Annotated in this window: 15 protein-coding genes; 2 read left to right on the top strand and 13 right to left on the bottom strand. The window is 56.3% G+C overall.

What is annotated here, in order from left to right; genetic code table 11:
• Positions 1-43: 43 nt before the first annotated feature.
• From KF814_10495 to KF814_10485, 3 genes are all read right to left on the bottom strand, one after another.
• Positions 44-667, bottom strand: a complete 624-nt coding sequence (locus KF814_10495; protein ID MBX3236574.1) for a TlpA family protein disulfide reductase — start codon at positions 665-667, stop codon at positions 44-46.
• Positions 668-748: 81 nt separating this feature from the next.
• Positions 749-1,663, bottom strand: coding sequence for a c-type cytochrome biogenesis protein CcsB (ccsB, locus tag KF814_10490; protein MBX3236573.1), 915 nt, complete (start codon positions 1,661-1,663; stop codon positions 749-751).
• A gap of 46 nt (positions 1,664-1,709) precedes the next feature.
• Positions 1,710-3,173, bottom strand: coding sequence for a cytochrome c biogenesis protein ResB (locus tag KF814_10485; protein MBX3236572.1), 1,464 nt, complete (start codon positions 3,171-3,173; stop codon positions 1,710-1,712).
• Between the two features lie 392 nt (positions 3,174-3,565).
• Here KF814_10485 and metK point away from each other — a divergent pair, with 392 nt between their 5' ends.
• Positions 3,566-4,714 carry a methionine adenosyltransferase gene (gene metK, locus KF814_10480; GenBank protein ID MBX3236571.1) on the top strand — a complete coding sequence of 383 codons (1,149 nt, stop codon included), beginning with the start codon at positions 3,566-3,568 and terminating at the stop codon, positions 4,712-4,714.
• A gap of 109 nt (positions 4,715-4,823) precedes the next feature.
• Positions 4,824-6,080 (top strand): adenosylhomocysteinase, encoded by a 1,257-nt coding sequence (gene ahcY, locus KF814_10475; GenBank protein MBX3236570.1) that lies wholly within the window; start codon positions 4,824-4,826, stop codon positions 6,078-6,080.
• A gap of 268 nt (positions 6,081-6,348) precedes the next feature.
• Here the strand turns inward: ahcY and KF814_10470 are convergent, their stop codons facing one another.
• The 10 genes from KF814_10470 to KF814_10425 all read right to left on the bottom strand — a co-directional run bounded on the left by KF814_10470 (position 6,349) and on the right by KF814_10425 (position 21,489).
• Positions 6,349-7,983, bottom strand: a complete 1,635-nt coding sequence (locus KF814_10470; GenBank protein MBX3236569.1) for a B12-binding domain-containing radical SAM protein — start codon at positions 7,981-7,983, stop codon at positions 6,349-6,351.
• A 133-nt stretch (positions 7,984-8,116) separates the two neighbouring features.
• Positions 8,117-8,971 carry a metal-dependent hydrolase gene (locus KF814_10465; GenBank protein MBX3236568.1) on the bottom strand — a complete coding sequence of 285 codons (855 nt, stop codon included), beginning with the start codon at positions 8,969-8,971 and terminating at the stop codon, positions 8,117-8,119.
• 137 nt (positions 8,972-9,108) lie between these two features.
• Complete coding sequence (sucD, locus tag KF814_10460; protein MBX3236567.1) at positions 9,109-9,981, bottom strand: succinate--CoA ligase subunit alpha; 873 nt, start codon at positions 9,979-9,981, stop codon at positions 9,109-9,111.
• A 66-nt stretch (positions 9,982-10,047) separates the two neighbouring features.
• Positions 10,048-11,226, bottom strand: a complete 1,179-nt coding sequence (sucC, locus tag KF814_10455) for an ADP-forming succinate--CoA ligase subunit beta (GenBank protein ID MBX3236566.1) — start codon at positions 11,224-11,226, stop codon at positions 10,048-10,050.
• A 94-nt stretch (positions 11,227-11,320) separates the two neighbouring features.
• Positions 11,321-12,898 carry an FAD-binding protein gene (locus tag KF814_10450; GenBank protein MBX3236565.1) on the bottom strand — a complete coding sequence of 526 codons (1,578 nt, stop codon included), beginning with the start codon at positions 12,896-12,898 and terminating at the stop codon, positions 11,321-11,323.
• 83 nt (positions 12,899-12,981) lie between these two features.
• The gene (locus KF814_10445; protein MBX3236564.1) at positions 12,982-13,695 is read right to left on the bottom strand and encodes a (2Fe-2S)-binding protein; all 714 of its coding nucleotides are present in this window, start codon (positions 13,693-13,695) and stop codon (positions 12,982-12,984) included.
• A 59-nt stretch (positions 13,696-13,754) separates the two neighbouring features.
• Positions 13,755-15,983, bottom strand: a complete 2,229-nt coding sequence (locus tag KF814_10440; protein MBX3236563.1) for an NADP-dependent isocitrate dehydrogenase — start codon at positions 15,981-15,983, stop codon at positions 13,755-13,757.
• Between the two features lie 30 nt (positions 15,984-16,013).
• Positions 16,014-18,257: an aconitate hydratase gene (locus KF814_10435; protein MBX3236562.1), complete on the bottom strand. Its 2,244-nt coding sequence runs from the start codon at positions 18,255-18,257 to the stop codon at positions 16,014-16,016.
• Between the two features lie 106 nt (positions 18,258-18,363).
• Entirely contained in the window at positions 18,364-20,184 is a 1,821-nt protein-coding gene (locus KF814_10430; protein ID MBX3236561.1) for an ATP citrate lyase, read from the bottom strand.
• A 105-nt stretch (positions 20,185-20,289) separates the two neighbouring features.
• Positions 20,290-21,489 carry an ATP citrate lyase gene (locus tag KF814_10425; protein MBX3236560.1) on the bottom strand — a complete coding sequence of 400 codons (1,200 nt, stop codon included), beginning with the start codon at positions 21,487-21,489 and terminating at the stop codon, positions 20,290-20,292.
• Positions 21,490-21,628: the final 139 nt, after the last annotated feature.

Raw genomic sequence — 21,628 nt, 5'->3', positions numbered from 1 at the left:
GACATAGCGAACAAAACAAGACCATGCGTGTCATGGACATTGCCTACGAGCCTGGTTGAACGGAGGGAGGCGTGAGCCCTGCGGCCTTTTCTCCTGGCTTGAGCAATTGGGTCAGGACCTTCAGACTGTCGAGTCGCGTCCAATCCCGCGGACCGATGATGATCTCCCTGACAATCCCCTGTTGGTCCACCAGGAAGGTTTCAGGAACTCCCATTCGCTTGTAAGGCTTGTCCGTCTTACCCCAGGAATCTACCAGGACCGGGAACGAAAGGTTGAGCGCCTTCACAAAAGGGGAAATGTCTTTGGTGGTCGTCACCCGATCGATGCTCACCGCCAGAATGACCAGCCCGTCCTTCTCGAAATTCTTGTAGAGAATTTCCATCGACGGCATCTCCTCTTTGCAGGGCTTGCACCAAGTCGCCCAAAAATTGAGGAAGACTACCTTACCGCGGAAATCGCTGAGCCGATAGGGCTTGTCATTGAGATCCGTCAGAAGAAAATCCGGCGCTTCCTTCCCTACGACCAATGGTTCGTATTTCGAACTTTGGAACCAGACGACCAAAAACATCGTGGCCAAAATTACCACCGCTATCAGAAGAACCACGACTTTGGACGAGCCGCTTGGCCCGTGGCCGGCCGTTGTCGCGTTCGAAGTCTGCTCCGTCATACGCCTATTGAATCTCCATTCCTCGATCGGCACAGTCCTCCGCGCCGTCCGCCGCGTGCAGGACTGAAGCGCGCCTCGCTTTTAGGCGTAGGCGTGGAGCCCTGATAGCAGAAAATTCACTCCCCAGAAGCAAAAGATCACCATCAGGAAGCCGAAGATCGCATAAATAGCAGCCCGATGCCCTTCCCATCCCCGCGTCATCCGAGCATGAATATAGGCGCCGTAAATCAACCAGACGATGAGCGACCAGGTTTCTTTCGGATCCCAACTCCAGTACCCACCCCATGCATAGTTGGCCCACATGGCTCCGAGGATGATTCCAAACGCGAGCAAGGGAAACCCGATCATGATGGCCTTATACCCAAGTTCATCGATCGTTTCGAGGTCCGGGAAGGCTTCATACACGCGGGACTTGCTGTCTCGGGTGATCGCACGCTCTTTGAAGAGATACATCACACCCAACCCCCCTGCCATGGCAAAGGCCGCATAGCTCGTGAGCGTCACAGACACGTGGATATAGATCCAGTAGCTGTTCAGCGCCGGAACCAGCGGTTCGGCCGTCTGATACCGGTATGGTAGCAATGAGGCTGCCCCCATTGCGATAAAGCCAATCCCCACGACGAACGCGCCGATGGCCTTGATCTTATAACGAAACTCCAACAGGACATACCCGAGGATGATGGCCCAGGAAACGTAGGCCATCGCTTCGAATTGATTCGACCACGGTGCAAAAGTTCCAGAATGCTGCATTCGCTCGAATGCACGGGTCGTCAATGCCATGGTATTCAGCATCCAACCGAACACTGTGACCAGCGTCGCCACCTGCCCGAGCTGGGTGGCCCAGGCACCGTCCCGCTCCTCCGGGCTGTCGATCGGAAGCCCAGCAGGAGCCAACTCCATCGTCGGACGCCGAGCGAACAAGTAGGCGATATAGAGGCCGAGCGCGGCCAGGTAGAGCCAGAAGGTCATGTCGAACAAAAACAGCGAGCGCATCATAACGGACCTCCGTCTATCGTTAACCGATGCCTGGCTGAGGGCTTGCTTAGCGGCCGCCAGGCGCCGTGGTTCTTGAGGCTACGGGGACTCCCCCAATCTTTTCGGTAAGCTTTCTAAATTCCTTCTGAAAATCGATCTGGCTTTTGTGGGTCGTCCCACCGACATGGATCGTCACACCAGTCTCACCAGGGACGACCTTCGCCCACAGACGACGGTGGTAAATGATCGAGGACAGCGTCATGCCGACCACCAACATCGTACACCCGATCCAGACAATGTTGACACCGGGATTCCTGGCGATTTGAAGACCGGTGAACTTCTTCGGCTGATAGCCGATGAATTCAAATTGATAGTTTGAGTCCTTAATCTCGAAAAGGTCGGGGTAGTGGTAAAACACCCACGGAGTAGATTGAACAGAACTTCGCTCATCCACGGTTAAGCGAATGGCCGGGTTAGTATGCTCGGCCGTTTTGGAATACACCTTCTTTTCCGTTGAGTTAAAGGCAAAATCTGCCACGAAGTCCGTCATTTTCATCTTCAGTGGCAGCCCGTCAATAGCCTTTTCCTTGTTCCACTCAAGGTCTACGGTCTTGAGAATCTTGTCGGTCGCCTTGTCCTTGATATTCACGCGAGCGACCTCGATCTGATCCCACGCATCCCCATAGCTGGACTGATAGAACCAAATCCCCTTGTACACCAGCGGATCATTCACGGTAATTGTCTTGGTGACCGTGGGAACGCCCTGATCCACGACAGTGAGGGTACTATTGTAGGATTTCACCGAGCCGTTTTCATGGTAGTCGATCCAGAATTTGTCGATCTTCAGGTCAAAATTTCCCCTGGGAATATGGTAGGTCTGGCCTTCCAGACAGACACCAAATTCCTGAAAGCCATAGTAGCTCCCAATCAATCCACCCAATACAATCACAGTCGCACTCAGGTGGGCGACGTGTGCCCCCACTCGCCCCATGATGCCCTTGGTGGCATATACCGTGATCTCGCCGGGATCGCTTTTGGCCAAGACCCGGTATCCTTTCTCGGCAAACAGCTTGATCAGCAATTCAGCGGCCGACTCCTTCGATTGGGCGACGGGAATCGACGACTGGTGCTTGAGTCCTTGGATGAAGGGGAGAGAAACACTCACTTTGTCGTGGCGCATTGACCGCCAGACGGAAGGGAATCGCTTATAAAAGCAGGTCAGGGAATTGACGCACAGGAGCCCGAGCAGGCCCGTAAACCACCACGTATGGTAGACATCCGTCAATCCCAATCGAAGAAACCAGCGATATGCATCCTCCCCATACTCTTGAACATACGTTTCCGCCCGCTCACCTTGCTGAATGACGGTCCCGATCGTCGCGGTCATGGCCAAGACGATAAAAAGGAACATCGCCAGCTTGATTGAGGCGAAAAAATCCACAATCTCACGGGAAAACTCGTCCCACCCCAAACCCGAGGTGGAGGGACGGGAGGATTCTGGCCCGGTCACAGCGTCCGATTTACTGCTCATGAAACGTGCGCCTATCTCCTGCAACTGGCCATAGCACAACCTCCATCCACGAATAGTATGGAGTCGCACGTAGGATCCTGCGCCGACTGGGGGCCGGATTCATCAGGATGGAGAGGCCAAGGCAGAGTGTTTGTCGAAAAGTGCTCCAAATACGCGAAATGTAAGATATCCTACAAGTCGAATCAAACGGCTGTCAAGCAACGCATAGGCCCTCGCGACACTGGTTTTCCTACCTTTGAATAGGTGGACAAATAAGGGCAGGTCCGCTAATATCGCAATAGTTTTCGCGGCAATCGAGCAATAGCCGAGGCTAGCCTAGCTCAACATCCCGTGCAATTCGGGCTCCTCACCGCGCCGCAGATCGCAGATCACCACACTTTCCAGGGGGCACAATGAGACACAACTACCTGTTTACGTCTGAATCTGTCACCGAAGGGCATCCCGATAAAATCGCTGACCAGATTTCAGACGGAATCCTCGACGCCATTCTTGCCAAGGACAAGTTCTCCCGCGTCGCCTGTGAAACCATACTGACAACCGGCATCGCCTTCGTCGCCGGAGAAATCTCCACAAAAGCCTACGTTGAAATCCCTGATATCATTCGCGATGTGATCCGTGATGTCGGATACACCGATGCATCATGGGGATTTGATTGTAACACCTGCTCGGTCCTGACCTCGATCCACCAACAGTCCGGCGATATTGCCATGGGCGTGGACTCGGGCGGAGCCGGAGACCAGGGCTTGATGTTCGGCTACGCCACAAATGAAACCAGCGAACTGATGCCCATGCCGATCGTGCTGGCTCACCGGCTGACCAAACGCCTGGCAGAGGTCCGCAAGAAGAAGATCCTCCCCTGGGTCCGTCCGGACGGAAAGTCGCAAGTCACCATCGAGTACAAGGATGGGAAGCCATTCCGCGTAGACACGATCGTTGTTTCGACACAGCACAGCCCTGAGGTTACCAATAAGCAGATTGAGCGGGGCATCATGGAACAGGTGATTCGGCCATCCATGCCGAAGGGACTCTACGATCCCGCCAGTGTAAAGCACCACATCAACCCGACCGGCCGGTTCGTAGTCGGAGGGCCGATGGGCGATACGGGTCTGACGGGAAGAAAGATTATCGTGGACACCTACGGCGGTCATGGCAGCCACGGGGGTGGCGCATTTTCCGGAAAGGATCCAACAAAGGTCGACCGCTCGGCATCCTACATGGCCCGATATATTGCCAAGAACATCGTCGCCGCAGGGCTTGCGGACAAGTGTGAGGTTCAGTTGGCCTATGCCATCGGCGTAGCGGATCCCGTCTCCGTCTTAGTCGATACGAAAGGCACCGAGAAAGTCGCCCCGGAAAGCTTAGACAAATTGGTCCGAAAGCACTTCCCGATGACCCCGCGAGGAATTATCGACCACCTCAAGTTGCGCCGGCCGATTTTCCGAAAGACCGCCGCGTACGGTCATTTCGGCCGCAATGAGGCAGAATTCACGTGGGAGAAGACGGACAAGGCCAAGGTCTTGCGCAAAGACGCGGGCATCTGATCCTGTCACGTGCGGAACAGTTCAGGGGGCGGGCCCCATGCCCGCCCCCTTTTTTCTGAGATCACGAGCAATCGACACGGCATTGACTACGACACAAGAGGAGGAGCCAGTGGATTACGATGTGAAGGATATCGAGTTAGCGGATCAGGGGAAGCTGAAGATCGAGTGGGCAGAAGCCACGATGCCAGTACTTCGGCTTATCCGTAAGCGCTTCGAGCGTGAGCAACCGCTCAAAGGCATACGCGTCACCGCCTGCCTCCACGTGACGACAGAAACCGCCAACCTCATGAAGACGCTCAAGGCCGGCGGCGCTGACGTGCGCCTCTGCGCTTCGAACCCACTGAGTACCCAGGATGACGTCGCCGCGGCACTTGTCCGCCACAACGGCATTCCGACGTTTGCCATCAAGGGTGAAGACAACAAGACTTACTATCGTCATATCGAATCCGCAATCGGCCACAAGCCGCATCTGTCGATGGATGACGGTGCCGACGTCGTCTCACACCTCCACTCCAAGCGCAAGGACCTCCTCAAGAACGTGATCGGCGGCACGGAGGAAACCACCACCGGCGTGATCCGGCTCCGCAGCATGGCCGAGAAGAAAGTCCTCAAGTTCCCCGTCATCTCCGTCAATGATGCCGATACCAAACACATGTTCGACAATCGCTATGGGACTGGTCAGAGCACCTTAGACGGTATCGTACGCGCTACGAATCGCCTGGTCTGTGGCTCCACAGTCGTGGTAGTCGGCTATGGCTGGTGCGGTCGCGGAATCGCGATGCGTGCGAAGGGGATGGGAGCTGACGTCGTGGTTACAGAAGTGGACCCCATGAAGGGCTTGGAAGCGGTTATGGACGGATATCGCGTCATGCCTATGGAGCAGGCTGCCGCGATCGGCGACTTCTTCGTCACCGTCACCGGGAACATTCACGTGATCCGCGGCGAGCACTTTGCGGCGATGAAAGACGGCGCCATCGTCTGCAATAGCGGCCATTTCAACGTGGAGTTGGACATCCCGGCACTGGAAAAGCTCAGCAAGAAAAAGCTCGCGGTGCGGACCGGTGTGGACCAGTACACCCTGAAGAACGGACGCCGAGTGAGCCTGCTCGGGGAAGGACGGTTGGTGAACCTAGCCACCGCTGAGGGCCATCCTTCCAGCGTCATGGACATGAGTTTTGCGAATCAGGCACTGGGAGCGGAATTTATCGTCAAGAATTACAAAAAACTCGAGAAGAAAGTGTACCCTGTCCCTGCCGACATCGACAAGGAAATCGCCCGTCTCAAACTGGCGGGCATGGGGATGTCGATCGATAAGCTGACCAAAGAACAGGTGAAGTACCTGGCGTCTTGGGAAATGGGAACCTAGCCGCATCAGGAGGAGCCTGCGCAAGCAGGCTCCTCGGTTTTCCCCTCAAGCTTCTCACCCTTCGGTCCGGCATCATCCCTGATCCATCCCGCCCATCCTTTGGTTTCCCAGCGTTGTGGAACCATTGCACGCCGCGGTCGAATAGACCATTCAGCATAGTCCAGGAGCACCCCACCGCAGGCTACCTACGCTGGACTGAGGTGAGTGTCAGACAGGATATCGGCTTCGCAGGCAAGTCAGTGCATGATTCGCTCTGAGTGACCAGAGCTTAACGGGAGGGCAGCACGGGCAACTCGCGGGTAGTCTCAGCTTCTTTTTGAATGCGCAGCCGCTCCGCTCTCGACTCTTCCATCACATTATGCAGCAGTTCGTCGCTCAATTGGGTGAGCTGAGCTGCAGCATCTTTCATTTCCGCGTGCTCAACCGCACGAGAGAGGACCTCTGCTTTGGTCGCACCCTTCTTTTGTCCGAGAAAGGGCTTCATAATGAGATAGGCGACATCCCGGAACGGCATGTAACGGAGGAACCGGCGGAGCAATTTGAAGGTTTGAATGGGATACCGGGTCAACTTGTAGAGAAACAGCTTCTTCAACCCTTCCTGGCGGACTCGATTGATCACTTCTCCAGGAAGGCACGTAGGATCGATCTCGGAACATTTGAAGTACTTGTACCAATCCTTGGCGTCACTCACCAAGCCACGCTTGACATATTCCTGCCACAAAGGCGTGCCCCGGTAGACACAGAGCCGATTGAAGCCGAACGTATCCAACGGTAGTCGTGAGGCAAAATCGAACGTCTTCTCCATATCCTCGACGGTTTCATCAGGATTTCCAACCGTGAAGAAACCGTGGACGATTTCGATCCCCGCCTTCTTCGCATTTTTGGCGGCGGTCTCGACTTCCTCCAGCGTTTGCTCTTTTTGCAGTCGGTCCAGAATCTTCTGACTCCCGCTTTCGATTCCAAACATCACCGTCCGACAGTGCGCCTGCGCCATAATGGGGAACAAGTGTTGCGCGACCGAGTCCACCCGTCCTTCGATTCCCCACTGAATCGAGAGCTTTGCCTCAATGATGCCTTTGCAGATCGCTTCGATGCGCTTCGGTTGAAGCAGGAAATGGTCGTCGACGAAATAGACCGACCCGTAGCCGTTGGCCTCAAGATGCTTGAGCTCCGCCACCACGTGATCGGCACTTCTGGCTCGCCACTTCCCTTCATTAAAAATCGGGATATCACAGAACACACAGGGCCAGGGACAACCCCTTGAAGTCTGCATGGTGGTGAACCGTTCCATGGAAAGAACCGCCGGCACATCCAGCGGCATCGATTCCACGAAATCCAATTCGAGACTTTCCCGATCGGGAAATGCCCACTGATCGAGGTGGCGCTCCACAGGACGATTGGGATTGTTCACCACTCGGCCATCCTGTGCCCAAGTCACCCCTCCGACACCACTGGGATCGTCCATGTTCTTGAGCAGGTCCAACAGAAGCTGCTCGCCATCGCCACGACAAACGAAATCTACTTCAGGACACTGCAGCTTGACCAAACCCGCATTCAGGCTGGCAAACACGCCCCCAAATGCCAACTTGACCTGCGCATCCGCGGCTCGAATCTGCCTGGCTAAGATCTTGGCGTAGGGATAGCTCGTCGTACTTAGGAAACTCAGGCCGACAAGGGCCGGCTTCCGCTTTTTGATCTGTTCGATGATGAAGTCGTTGGGAGTTTCCGGGTTGGCTTGATCGAACATCACACACTCATGGCCCGCCTGCTTGAGCACGGCGGACAGTGACATGATGCCGATCGGCGGAAATCCCATGACTCGAATACGGCCGTTCTTGGCCCGAGTCTTGGCAGGCAAGGCGTAAAACTGGGGATCGCGAACGTGTATGAGAAACACTAGCATGTCAGCGTCCCTATCCCGGGAAAGTGGTTGACCGGAGTGAAACCTCAAGCCTTACGGGACGCTACGCAGCCCGCAGTGTTGCAGACTATCACGATTCATACGGAAGGGGAAAGGAAAGAATCGCGGCTAACTATCATTGCGGCACACGAGGCTGTTCCCCATCGAACACCAAAGTGTCACCAGGCTGCATCGGTAAGAATCCAATCCCCAGACTCCTCACTGCATCGCCGAAGCCGTCGGCATCCTGTGTGAGCACCGGAAAGGTGCCGAAATGGTGCGGAATCGCATACTTGGCTTTGACGCTGGCCGCCGCCTTAGCTGCCATATTCGCTTCCATGCCAAAGTGCCCCCCGATATTCAGCAGAGCAATGTCGGGCCCATACTGCTCGCCGATCACTTCCATGTCTTTGAAATAGGCTGTATCCCCGGAATGGTAGAGGGTCGGGCCATGCTGGATCTTCAACACAAATCCCGCAGGATTGCCGCCGTATACAAAATCCGACTCTTGCTCCTTGGCGAAGGGATTGCCTAGCCCACTGGAGTGGAAGGCCGGCGTCATCGCAACAAGAACTTCTCCAGCAGCGATGCGGATCTCTCCACCCGGATTCATGAAGGTGGGGAATCCGATCTGCTCCTTAGGGTATCCGTGCAGCTTGGCCAGAGTCGAGGCCAACTCGAAATTGGCCACGAGTTTTGCCCCAGTTTTCTTCGCAATTGCCACGGCATCGCCGACATGGTCGAAATGCCCGTGGGTGATCAGAATGTAATCGGCCTTCTCAATGTGCTCGATCGGATTCTGTTTGTCCTTCACCAGTGGATTGACCGGGTTCTGCAGCCAAGGATCGATCAGAATGATCGCCCCCTTGGGCGTGGTCACCTCAAACGCGGCATGTCCGTGCCACGTCAGGGTCGTGCCGCGATCGGCAGCTACGGCCTCGCAAATCCAGAATGCTATCGCCAGCAGCATGCCTCCAACCCGCATCTTCATAGTTTCCTCCACGATGGTACGTGTTCACAATCAGCGTCAGCAGCATGCCGAAGCAATATGGGAAACTCAACCACAAAAATAGAACGGGGACGCCGGAACTCCCGACGCCCCCGTCCAGATGTTGTCCTACAAGAGCTCTATCGTCCCAAAGCCGTCTTCACGGCATGACCGATTTCTGCAGGATTCTTCACAACGCGAACGCCAGCAGCTTCAAGCGCCTTCATCTTCTCAGAGGCAGTTCCCTTTCCACCCGAGATGATGGCCCCTGCATGGCCCATCCGACGACCGGGAGGTGCCGTGATTCCCGCAATGAAGCTGACCACGGGTTTCTTCACTTGCTTCTTGATGAACTCGGCTGCCTTTTCTTCCGCATCGCCGCCAATCTCGCCGATCATGACGATAGCTTGCGTCTCAGGATCCTTCTCAAACAGCGGCAACACATCCACAAAACCGGTACCATTGACCGGATCGCCGCCGATGCCAACGCACGTAGTCTCTCCAAGCCCGAGCGTCGACAGCTGATGCACGGCTTCATACGTGAGGGTGCCACTGCGGGACACGACACCGACGACTCCCTTCTTGTGGATGAAACCTGGCATAATTCCAATCTTGGCTTCATCGACCGTAATGACACCGGGACAGTTGGGGCCAACGAGCCTGACATCCCGTCCTCGCAACGCCCGCTTTACCTTGACCATATCATTGACGGGAATGCCTTCAGTGATGCAGATGACGAGCTTGACACCGGCATCGGCAGCTTCCAAAATTGCGTCCGCACAGAACGGAGGCGGCACAAAGATCAGTGAGGTGTCACATTCCGTCTTTTTCACGGCGTCGCGCACGGTATTGAAGACCGGAATCCCCTCGACCTCTTGACCAGCCTTGCCCGGCGTCACGCCGGCAACTACCCGTGTTCCATACGCTTTGCATTGGGTCGCGTGGAAGGAACCTTCCTTTCCCGTGATCCCTTGCACAACCACTCGCGTATTTTTATTGACCAAAATGCTCACGGTATCCTCTTCTCTTTCCCGCCTCCCCCGGAACGCCGGGCAGACGTACAATCCTGCTGGATGGTCTTACGCGGCCTTTCCGGTCAACTTCACAATCTTTTGCGCCGCTTCCCAGAGATCATCAGCAACATCAACTTTTAGTCCTGATTCCGCCAGGAGCTTTCGCCCTTCAGGCGCGTTCGTCCCTTGCAGACGTACCACTAGGGGCACGTTGATCTTGACTTCTTTGGCCGCCTCGATAACGCCGTGGGCAATGCGTTCGCAGCGGACAATGCCGCCGAAAATATTGATAAAGATGCCCTTGACGTTAGGATCCTTGAGAAGAATCCGGAAACCGGCCGCAACCGTCTCCTTCGTGGCGCCGCCCCCGACATCGAGAAAATTTGCCGGCTCGCTGCCGGCCAACTTAATGACATCCATGGTGGCCATAGCCAAACCCGCCCCATTGACCATACAGCCGATGTTGCCATCAAGTTTCACATAGTTCAGGTTACTGGCCGTCGCCTCGATTTCCAGGGGATCTTCTTCGTTCAAGTCACGCATTTGTTGCACGTCGGCATGCCTAAAGATGCCGTTGTCATCGAACGACACCTTGCCATCCAGTGCAACTAACGTCTTTTCCTTCGTGATGATCAAAGGATTAATCTCGACGAGAGCGGCGTTCTTCTCCATGAACAGGCGATACAAATTTCCAAGCAGCTGCACGAAGGGATTGATGACGGCCGGTTCGATATTCTGCAGCCCCAATGCAAACGCGACATTCCGGCCATTATGACCTTGGAAACCGACCGCGGGATCAATGGCTTCCTTGATGATCTTCTCGGGCGTCTTTTCGGCGACCTCCTCGATTTCCATGCCGCCTTCCGTGCTCGCAATGAACGTGGCCCAACCGGTGTCCCGATCCACCAAGATACTGAGGTAGAGCTCTTTGGCAATATTGGCGCCCTCTTCCATCAGGAGACGACGCACCGTGCGTCCCTTTGGGCCGGTTTGGTGCGTGACCAACGTCTTGCCAATCAGTTCTTTGGCAAGCCCTGCGACCGCTGCTTTGTCTTTGGTGATCTTGACCCCGCCGGCCTTGCCGCGTCCGCCTGCATGAATCTGCGCTTTGACGACGAATACGGGCGTGTTCAGCTCGTTGGCCCAAGCAGTTGCCGCGTCGGGGGAGGTAATCTCCTTGCCACGCGGAACCGGCACGCCGAATTGCGCGAACAATGACTTGGCTTGAAATTCATGAACGTTCATTCCAACCTCGAGAGATATTGGCTAGTGAATGATGGTACAGAGACCAACCGCCTCAGAGTTCATCGATGCGGTAGGAGACGATGGCTGTCTCTTCCTATTCTTTTCGTGCATAGGCCGGCAGAACCATGGGCGACACCACAGCGGATGAGACCCCGTGCTGTTTGGCCTCTGCCCGGAACCGAGTGAGATGATCCAGCGTGAGGCGACCCTGTTTCCCTGCTCGTGCCCGCTCTGCAGCAACGGTTCCTGACCGTTTTCCAAAGACCATCAGGTCTAGTAACGAATTGCCCATGAGACGATTGCGTCCGTGCAACCCACCCGAAGCTTCTCCTGCGACGAACAGATGTTTGACGTCGGATTCCCCGTTCACATCGATCTTCACCCCGCCGTTCTGGTAGTGCAGCGTAGGATAGATCAGGACGGGGTCCTTTGAGATATCGATGCCGAAGCGCTCATACTGCAACACCATCGCCGGGAAATGCTTATCGAGCGTTCCTGGCCCATGCTCAACCTCCAGTAGTGGCGTATCCAACCACACTCCGACTCTCCCAGACATCGTGCGAATGCCCCGACCTTCTTCGCACTCGCGAATGATGGAGGAGGACACGACGTCTCGTGTATCGAGCTCGTTGACAAACCGTTCACCCTTGGCATTTACCAAGTGGCCGCCCTCGGAACGCATGCCTTCGGTCACCAAGGCACCGATCAACTGCTCCGGATACACGGCGCCTGACGGATGGTACTGGAAGGTGTCGATATGCATCAGCTTGGCGCCCATACGGTAGGCCATCGCGAGACCGTCCCCGGTCGCCCCATAATGGTTGCTGGTCGGAAAGCCCTGAATGTGGAGCCGGCCGATTCCGCCGGTCGCCAAAACGACCGTCTTTGCGGCTACGACGACGAAACGATGGTTATCGAGGTCCTTGAAGATGGCACCGGTACAAACGCCGTTATCACTGACCAGCTCTACGGCCGCGCAGAACTCCAGGAGCTGGATTTTCTGGTTCAGCACTTCGTCCTTTAAGACCCTCATGATCTCGAGACCGGTGTAGTCAGAGCATGTGACCAGTCGCGGTTTCGAGCTTCCGCCGCCTTTCTTCACATGCAGGTTTCCATCAGAATCCCGATCGAACAAGACGCCAAGGCCCAACAGCCATTTCGCTACCGAGGGACCATCCTCGACCATAGTCTTGAGGAGTTGGTGATCATTTTTCATATGACCACCCTTCAAGGTGTCGAGGAAGTGGGTGACGGGGGAATCCTCGTCAGCCACGGCAATCTGCATGCCCCCCTGAGCCATCACCGTGTTGGAATCGCCCAATCGCAACTTGGTCGCCAAAATAACTTTGGACCCATTCGCATGAGCATGGAGCGCAGCGGCGCAGCCCGCCCCGCCTCCCCCGACCACGAGGACGTCAGTCGTGTAATCTGGCTTGAGCGCCAGATCGCCGGGAACCGGACTTTCACCCTCCAGCAAAGCCGCCAGCTCACGAACCGTCATTTCGCCGGCGTTCGGTCCAAACTTGATGGGCCGGTAGGCGCTCTCACGGAAGTCGGGATGATACTTCTTGATCAGTTGATCGCGTTCAGCAGGCGCGTATTTTGGAAGGGTCTGCTTGCGCCGCGCCTCTCGGGTGGAGTGAACGATTTCCTGCAACTTGTGGATGTCCATTGTAATTCAGGTCTCTCGTCGTTCGGGGTTCGTCGTTGGCGGAATTGGTGTGGCTTCGGTATTGGAATTTAGCGCTGCCCGCGTCACTTCAACTCGGCACAAGCTTTGTTGAGTTCGGCATCATTCATCTTCATAACACGATCCCACTCGGCCGTATATTTGCCGGTTTCGATTTCTCGAATGCGCACGTCCAACCTGGGAGGTTTCTCGGTAAAGTGCGCCCCCTGTGCCCGGCTGACATATAACGCAACGAGATTGGGCGCAATGTCTGCGATGCACACCGGCGTGCACATACCGCACATCACGCAATCCATAAACATCTCGGACACGCTCTTAAAATCGCCGAAGACGGCCTTCCACACGCCTTCCCGCACATCGATCTTTTGGGGGCACGCTTCAGTGCAGGCGTTGCAGTTGCGGCAAAGCGGTGCTTCGGGATAGAGCGCGAATAAGTCCTGCTTAGGATCTTTCAGCTCGGCGATCTGATATGTCGCCTTGCGGGCGGGGAACGGCGGCATCATCGAAAACGACATGCCATCCTGAACCGCGGTCTGACAGGAGAGACAAGTCTTGACCTTGGGGTCATCCTTGGTTCGGTAGTAGGTCGCACAGGCACCGCAGAATCCCCCAAGGCAACCGGCGCCTCGCACAACTTCCTGGCCGGTGTACCAGAGGGCCTTCATCAAGGTGATCCCCTCAGGCACCTCATACTTCTTCCCGGCGATTTCCACTGTAACCATCCGAGGCTTTGCCACTTCGGGCTGGTCAATCACATTCTCATTGGTGTCTTGCGCCATAGGTTTCTCGTATCCGTCTAGCGTGAGGCGCCACGAGGGCGCCTCACGCATTTCGGTGTCTAGGCAATCGCGTCGACAATCGCGTTCAGCGTCGCGCTGGGCCGCATGGCTTTGCCGGCCTTGGCATCGTTCGGGTGATAGTACCCGCCGACATCCTGCGGCTTGCCCTGGGCCGCCAGCAACTCGCCGTCGATCTTCTTTTCGTTGTCCGTCAGATCCTTCGCGATCTTCGTGAACTTCTCCGCGATCTTCTTGTCCGCGGTCTGCGCGGCCAAGGCCTGCGCCCAGTAGAGCGCGAGGTAGAAGTGGCTGCCGCGGTTGTCGATCTCCCCGACCTTACGGGCTGGGGACTTGTTGCTCTCCAGGAACTTGGCATTCGCTTGATCCAGCGTATCCGCCAGGATCTTGGCGACGGGGTTGTTACCCACCTTCGCAAGGTGCTCGAGGGAAGCGGCCAGCGCAAGGAACTCGCCGAGTGAATCCCAGCGCAGGTAACCTTCCTCCTGGAATTGCTGCACGTGCTTCGGAGCGGATCCTCCTGCACCGGTCTCGAACAGACCTCCCCCATTGAGCAAAGGAACGATCGAGAGCATCTTGGCACTGGTGCCGATTTCAAGAATTGGGAACAGGTCCGTGAGATAGTCCCGAAGCACGTTACCAGTCACGGAGATCGTGTCCTTACCTTCCTTCATCCGCTCGATGGAGAAACGGCAGGCCTCGGCCGGCGACATGATCTTGATTTCCAGACCGTTCGTATCGTGCTTCGGCAGATAGGCGTTGACCTTCTTGATCAATTCCGCGTCATGGGCTCGGGTTTTGTCCAACCAAAACACGGCCGGAGCGCCGGTCGCGCGGGCGCGCGTGACGGCCAGCTTGACCCAGTCCTGAATCGGTGCATCCTTCACTTGGCACGCACGCCAGATGTCACCGGCTTCCACTTGATGCTGGTGCAGGACAGTTCCGTTCGCATCGACGATACGGATGGTTCCATTGCCCGGCGCCTTGAAGGTCTTGTCATGGGAGCCGTACTCTTCCGCCGCCTGAGCCATCAACCCCACGTTCGGGATCGTGCCCATCGTACGAGGATCGAATTGGCCCTTCTGCTTACAAAACTCGACGACTTCATGATAGACCGGCGCGTAGCTGGCATCCGGAATCACGCACTTGACGTCGGCCAGCTTGCCATCCGGCCCCCACATCTTACCGCCATCGCGGATAACGGGCGGCATGGAGGCGTCGATGATGATATCGCTCGGGACGTGTAGATTGGTGATGCCCTTATCGCTATTCACCATCGCCATCGGCGGGCGCTTCTGATACACGGCCTGGATGTCAGCTTCGATGGCCTTGCGCTGATCGTCCGGAAGCGACTTGATCTTGGCATAAACGTCGCCAAGGCCGTTGTCCGGATCGACGCCGAGCTTTTTGAACGTCTCGCCGTGCTTTTCGAACACGTCCTTGTAATAGACGGTGACGCCATGGCCGAAGATCTTCGGGTCGGAGACCTTCATCATCGTGGCCTTCATATGGAGAGACCAGAGAATGCCCTGCTTCTTGGCTTCTTCAATCTGTTGCTCCAGAAACGTGCGCAACGCCTTGACGCTCATGAACGTGGCGTCGAGCACTTCGCCCGCCTGCAGGGCGACCTTCTCCTTCAGCACAGCGGTCTTCCCATCCGCGCCGACGAATTCGATCTTCGCGGTTGTCGCAGCCGGAATCGTGACGGACTTTTCGTTCGAACGAAAGTCTCCGCCCTTCATATGGGAGACGTGGGTCTTGGAGTCGCTACTCCAAGGCGACATCTTATGCGGGTGTTTCCGGGCATAGGCTTTTACTGACAGCGGCGCGCGACGGTCCGAATTGCCCTCGCGGAGCACCGGATTGACCGCACTGCCTTTAACTTTGTCGTAGCGAGTCTTGATGTCCTTTTCTTTGTCGTCCTTCGGATTCTCGGGATAGTCCGGCAACTTGTAGCCCTGACTTTGCAATTCCTTGATGGTCGCCACCAACTGCGGGATCGATGCGCTGATATTCGGCAACTTGATGATGTTAGCTTCCGGCGTCTTGGCCATCTCCCCGAGCTCGGCCAAGGCATCATGCTGCTTCTGCTCAGCCGTCAGGTATTCCGGAAACACGGCGATCACACGACCCGCGAGCGAAATATCGCGCAATTCCACGGTGACGCCCGCCGCCTTGGTGAAGGCGTTGATGATCGGCAGGAACGAATAGGTCGCCAACATCGGCGCTTCATCGGTCTTCGTATAGATAATCTTGTCTGCTTTTGCCATCGTGATTCCCCCCTTCTCTTGCTGTATGAGTTAGTTCAAAGCGTTCAATGCTGATCCGGCCTTGAACCAAGTGATTTGCTGTGCGGTCATGCTGTGATTCGTCTGAATCTTCACATCACCGCCAGTCTTATGAACGACGACTGTCACGGGCTTACCCGGAGCCAAGTTGGCCAAATCCACGACGCTGATTCGATCGTTCTGTTCAATCTTCTCGTAGTCTTTGGGATCGGCAAACGTCAACGGGAGGATGCCCTGCTTCTTAAGATTCGTCTCGTGGATGCGCGCGAAACTCTTGGTGATGACCGTCCGCACGTTCAGGAAACGAGGAGACATGGCAGCATGTTCGCGGCTGCTACCTTCCCCGTAGTTTTCATCTCCCACGACGATGGACCCAATACCCTTGGACTTGTAGGCCCGGGCAATCTGGGCAATCGTGAGATTGGATTCACCGGTCAGGACATTGTTGCCCTTGCCCGGCTCCGACGAGAATGCGTTATTCGCGCCGAGAAACATGTTGTCGCTGATCTTATCCAGGTGACCACGGAACTTGAGCCAAGGACCGGCCGGGGAAATATGGTCGGTCGTGGTCTTGCCTTTGGTCTTGATCAAGAGCGGGAGTTTCTCGAAATCCTTACCATCCCACTTCGGGAACGGCTGTAACAGTTGAAGCCGTTCACTGGTGGGGGGAATGTCGACGGTCAAACCAGAACCATCTTCTGCCGGGGCCACGAAGCCCTCTTCGCCTTTGGCAAATCCCTTGGCCGGCAATTCTTCCCCGACAGGCGGCTGGAATTTGAACTCCTTCCCGTCCGCGCCCTTTACAGATTGATTGACTGGATCGAAACCCAGGTCGCCCGTGATGGCATAGGCGGTCACAACTTCCGGGCTGGCAAGGAACGACAGGGTTTCACTAATCCCGTCGTTGCGGCCCGGAAAGTTACGGTTGAACGAACTGACGATGGAATCGGCCCGCCCCTTCACTCCGTCCGCCCGCTTCCACTGCCCAATACAGGGGCCACAGGAATTGGACAGAACGGTTCCGCCAAGCTTCTCGAACGTGTCCAAGAAACCGTCGCGCTTCATGGTGTGATAAATGCGCTCGGACCCCGGAGAGATCAGGAACGAGGCCTTCGCCTTCAGACCCGCCTTCAGCGCCTGTTGCGCCACGTGAGCAGAACGGCTGATGTCTTCATAGGAAGAGTTCGTACAGCTTCCGATCAACGCCGCTTTCAGCTCGACCGGATACCCCTTCTCCTGAGCCTCAGTCTTCAACTTGGAAATCGGCCGAGCCAGGTCCGGCGTATGCGGACCAACGACGTGTGGCTCCAGCTTGGACAGGTCGATCTCAACGATTTGATCGTAGTACTTCTCCGGCGATTGAGCGACTTCGGGATCGGCCACCAGCAAGTCCTTGTGCGACTGCGCAAAGCTCGCCAAATCGGCCCGATCGGTGATCTTCATATAGGCCACCATCTTCTCATCGAACGGGAAGACAGAGGTTGTGGCGCCCAACTCGGCGCCCATGTTGCAAATCGTACCCTTCCCGGTGGCACTGATGGTTTCAGCGCCCGGGCCGAAGTATTCAACGATCTTGTTGGTCCCGCCCTTCACAGTGAGTAGACCGCACAAGTACAGGATCACATCCTTCGGCGAGGCCCAACCGCTCAACTTGCCGGTCAGCCGCACGCCGATCAATTTCGGATGCAGGACTTCCCAGGGGAGGCCGGCCATGACTTCCCCGGCATCCGCACCACCGACGCCGATCGCCAGACCGCCCAAACCACCGCCATTCGGGGTGTGTGAGTCAGTTCCGATGATCAAGCAACCCGGAAATGCATAATTTTCCAGCACGACTTGATGGATGATACCGGCGCCCGGCTTCCAGAAACCGATGCCGTATTTCTTGGCGGCCGAAGCGAGGAAATTGTACACCTCGCGATTCTCGTCCAATGCGCGGAGCAGGTCCTTTTGAGAGCCCATCTCCGCACGGATCAAGTGGTCACAGTGAATCGTGCTCGGCACCGCCGCCTTCTTCTTGTTGGCTTGCATGAATTGCAGCACGGCCATCTGGGCCGTGGCATCTTGCATAGCCACGCGATCCGGACGGAGGGCCAACATGGCCTTGCCCCGCTCCCAGTTCTGGCTATCGAAATTATCCGCGTGCGATACGAGAATCTTTTCGGCGAGCGTCAAGCCTCGGCCGAACTTTTTCCTGGCCTTGGCAAAGACATCCGGCATCTTGGCATAGAGTGCTTTGGCGAGATCCATGGACATAGCGAGTTCTCCGTCTGTTAGTACGATCTATAGGTGCGCGACCCATCTACAGCAAAGCGGCCCCAGAAGGGCCCAGCGCTCCACGGCAGGATGGATCTCGTTTACGCTACTTCAGCGGCGGAACTTCACGACGCTTGGGCGCCGCGTAGTTCACCAGATAATCGAACAGCCGGATCAAGCGGCTGTCCTGGCGCTTCTGGTCCACCCAGTGGCCAATCAGACCAATTGTCCGGGAAAGGATGAAGAAGCCGTTCAAACTGTCGACCGGGAAGCCGATATCGACCAAGACGGCCGCCATGGTGCCGTCGACATTCAGAATCAGATTGTCTTTTTTGGCAGCCGTGACTTTCTCGACCTCCAACGCAAAGTCGAGACACGGCGTCTTGATGTTCAGGCTCTTCACGTACCCGACTAGTTCTTTCACCCGCTTGTCCGGGTTACGCAGGCTCTTCACACGATGGCCGATGCCTGGCACCGGCCCGTGGTTCTTTTTCATGTAGGCTAAGAATTCATCCACCGCCATCTTGTTATCGACGGCATACTTGAAGAAGCGGCCGGCGTCCGTGACGGCGCCACCGAACCGCGGGCCGATCATGATCAGGCCGGCCGCCACCGACTGCGACAGGCCGATACCCGCACAGGCAGCGAGAATGGTTGCATAGGCGCCGCTCACGCATGGGCCGTGGTCGGCGGAAAGCATCATGATACGCTTGATGATTTCAGCTTCCTGCTTGGAAATGAGCCTCTTGTCCCACAGCAACCCGATGACGTGCGGAATCTCGTAACCCTTATTAATGAGCTCGGAAGCAGGATATCCGTCGTAGCAAGGTTCATCGCCGCGATCATCGCTGATCGTGGTACGGATCAACGGAGCCACCATGACTTCATCGGCCTTCATTGCTTCCTCGATGGACTTCGGAAGCTTCGGCAAGGTCGCCGGCTCCACCACCGGTTTCACTTGGCCGGACTTGAGCAACTCTTCGTACGTTTCCTTGATGGCAGGACCCAGCGCCCCGAAGGTCGGCGGGACAATCGCGCCCGCCTTCTTGAGCGCATCCGATTTGGAGCGGGCCGACCCTTCGCCCTTCATACCTTCCTTCGCCCCGGCATGACCGAACTTCATCCCCTTCGGCAGGCTTTCCTGGCAGAAACCTGACACGACACCGATCAGCTTGATCCGGCGCTTCTTTGCTCCATACCACTCAGCCGCACGCTCCTCGAGATCCCCACCCATTTCGCCGACGATCACGACCGCTTTGGTCTGGGGATCGTTTTCGAACATTTCGAGGTAGCTGACATAGTCGGTGCCGGGATATGCGTCGCCGCCGATACCAATGGCCGTCGTGATGCCATCGGCGAACTGAGAGCAGATCCAGATAATTTCATTGGAGAGGCCGCCCGACTTCGTGATGACGCCGAAAGAGCCTTCGCGATACAGCTTGGAAAGGACGAGGTTGTCGAAGGCCCCGCCGATGACGCCCAAACGACAGGCACCGGCTGAAATAATGCCGATAGAGGACGGCCCGTTGAACACCTTGCCGAGCTTACGTGCATGCGTGCCCAACAGCTTGGCGTCCTTTTCCGGCACGCCTTCGGTGATCATCGATACAACCTTAATGCGAGAATCGTCCAATGCCTCCATCCCCCCCTTCATCGCGCGATCGGCACCGATGTAGACGAGGCTGGTATTGATGCTGGGATGATGCTTGGTCGCTTCCGCGATACTCTTGTAGACGGGGATGGCGATCAATCCGCTGCCGTAGGGAATTTCGTTCGTCTTACCGGCGTCCGGTGGATACACGAACGCTTCCACGTTCAAAGGCCGCTTGATCAGATAGCAAAACTCGGCCATTCGGCGCGCCGCATTGACACCTGCCTGACCACCCTGAATAACTACGCGGGTGTCCTTGTTTGCCAGAATACTCATCGGGATCTCCCTCTTAAAAAGCCGTGATGAGTGACGGGTGACAAGTGATATGAGGGGGCCGGGCCCCTACAGTCCTGCCACGGGCGACGCGTCACTCGGTGCGCATCATTTCGCTTGGAGCGCCTTGTCGACGATATCGGTCAACGGCGTGTTGCGGTCGAAGACATGGATGTCGAAGCCCTCTTCTTTCAAAGCCCGCATCGCATCGAGGCCTTCCTTCTCGCGCGGCCCACCACGGCGAACCCAAATCTTCACACCCTTCAGCTTTCCGTCGGCCTTTGCCTTACGGAAACCGTTGATGATGCCCCCGAAAGTTTTCTTCACGTCGGTAAAATTCGCGATAGCGCCGCCGACGATAATGTTCTTGATACCAGGCAGCGAGCAGACCTTCTCGGTCAGCACTTCGACAGCCCAGTCAGGTGGATCGCCCGAGTATTCGGCATAGTTGGCCAATTTGCCACCGCGCGCGACCACCGCATCTGAGTAATACACGCTGGCGCCGCCACCGGCAGGCAGCATCGCCGTATCGCCGCCAGGAATTTCGATGAACTTGACCGAGCCCTTGATTTTGCTGTCTACCGCCATCACTTCCACTTCATCCTTGGAATAGGCGCGACCAAATTCTGCCGCAAAAGCAAAGTTCCAATCCGGATGGCGGAACTTGGCGTCGCCATCGAGCAGCGTGACAGCATCGAGAGCGACTAATTCTCCATCACTCTCCCGGGTAACCACGGGATTGACCTCAAGATACTGCGCGTCTTCGCTATCGAAGCACGTGAACATTTTGCCGGAAAATTCGGCCATCTTCTTGGTCAGGGCACCCGTGAACCCGGCCTCCTTGGCCAATTTGTCCAGGCCCTCGGCCGTCGGCTGCTGCCCCACGTCCAGACACAAACGCTTCACGCGCTCCCAGTTCGACTCGACTTCAATGCCGCCGCAGTTGGCGATCAGGATTTCGCTGCCTTCCCGCGTCGACTTCACGGCACAGTAATATTCTTCCTTATGCGGCACCATCTCGGAGACGATGACCTGCGTCACGGTGATGCTTCCGACCTGGCGGCCGATCATTTCCTTTGTCGCGGCTATGGCTCCATTCAAGTCCAGGCCGACTTTTACCAGGCCCAGCTTGAATCGGGATCCCAACGCCTCATGCGCCTTAGCCACCAACTTGGATGTCTTCATCCAATCGTTGGCCTGTCCGAGTTTGGTCAATTCATCAGCGGAGGTGACCACGACATAGTTAGGAACGTGGATCCCCCACTTCTTCATCAGCCCCATCCCGGGGCCCTCGAGCACTTTCGCCATGGTTGACGACTCCTTGATATGTGAACGGGCAGAGAAAAGGATCGACAGAGTACCGAAATCCGGCAACTACCTCAATCCTCCAAAGGGCCTACAATATAAGCACAGAAGTCCTACCAGCGACTGGAACGTGGGCCAAACA

The sequence above is a fragment of the Nitrospiraceae bacterium genome (genome assembly GCA_019637075.1).
In the GTDB taxonomy this organism is placed as follows: domain Bacteria; phylum Nitrospirota; class Nitrospiria; order Nitrospirales; family Nitrospiraceae; genus JAHBWI01.
Note: the sequence above shows the minus strand (reverse complement) of the source record. Positions and strands in the feature narration are given on the sequence as shown.

What these genes read in the sequence shown, in the direction of transcription:
- KF814_10495 (MBX3236574.1), bottom strand. Translation starts at nt 667, where the DNA reads ATGACGGAGCAGACTTCGAACGCGACAACGGCCGGCCACGGGCCAAGC.
- ccsB (MBX3236573.1), bottom strand. Translation starts at nt 1,663, where the DNA reads ATGATGCGCTCGCTGTTTTTGTTCGACATGACCTTCTGGCTCTACCTG.
- KF814_10485 (MBX3236572.1), bottom strand. Translation starts at nt 3,173, where the DNA reads ATGAGCAGTAAATCGGACGCTGTGACCGGGCCAGAATCCTCCCGTCCC.
- metK (MBX3236571.1), top strand. Translation starts at nt 3,566, where the DNA reads ATGAGACACAACTACCTGTTTACGTCTGAATCTGTCACCGAAGGGCAT.
- KF814_10470 (MBX3236569.1), bottom strand. Translation starts at nt 7,983, where the DNA reads ATGCTAGTGTTTCTCATACACGTTCGCGATCCCCAGTTTTACGCCTTG.
- KF814_10465 (MBX3236568.1), bottom strand. Translation starts at nt 8,971, where the DNA reads ATGAAGATGCGGGTTGGAGGCATGCTGCTGGCGATAGCATTCTGGATT.
- sucC (MBX3236566.1), bottom strand. Translation starts at nt 11,226, where the DNA reads ATGAACGTTCATGAATTTCAAGCCAAGTCATTGTTCGCGCAATTCGGC.
- KF814_10450 (MBX3236565.1), bottom strand. Translation starts at nt 12,898, where the DNA reads ATGGACATCCACAAGTTGCAGGAAATCGTTCACTCCACCCGAGAGGCG.
- KF814_10445 (MBX3236564.1), bottom strand. Translation starts at nt 13,695, where the DNA reads ATGGCGCAAGACACCAATGAGAATGTGATTGACCAGCCCGAAGTGGCA.
- KF814_10440 (MBX3236563.1), bottom strand. Translation starts at nt 15,983, where the DNA reads ATGGCAAAAGCAGACAAGATTATCTATACGAAGACCGATGAAGCGCCG.
- KF814_10435 (MBX3236562.1), bottom strand. Translation starts at nt 18,257, where the DNA reads ATGTCCATGGATCTCGCCAAAGCACTCTATGCCAAGATGCCGGATGTC.
- KF814_10430 (MBX3236561.1), bottom strand. Translation starts at nt 20,184, where the DNA reads ATGAGTATTCTGGCAAACAAGGACACCCGCGTAGTTATTCAGGGTGGT.
- KF814_10425 (MBX3236560.1), bottom strand. Translation starts at nt 21,489, where the DNA reads ATGGCGAAAGTGCTCGAGGGCCCCGGGATGGGGCTGATGAAGAAGTGG.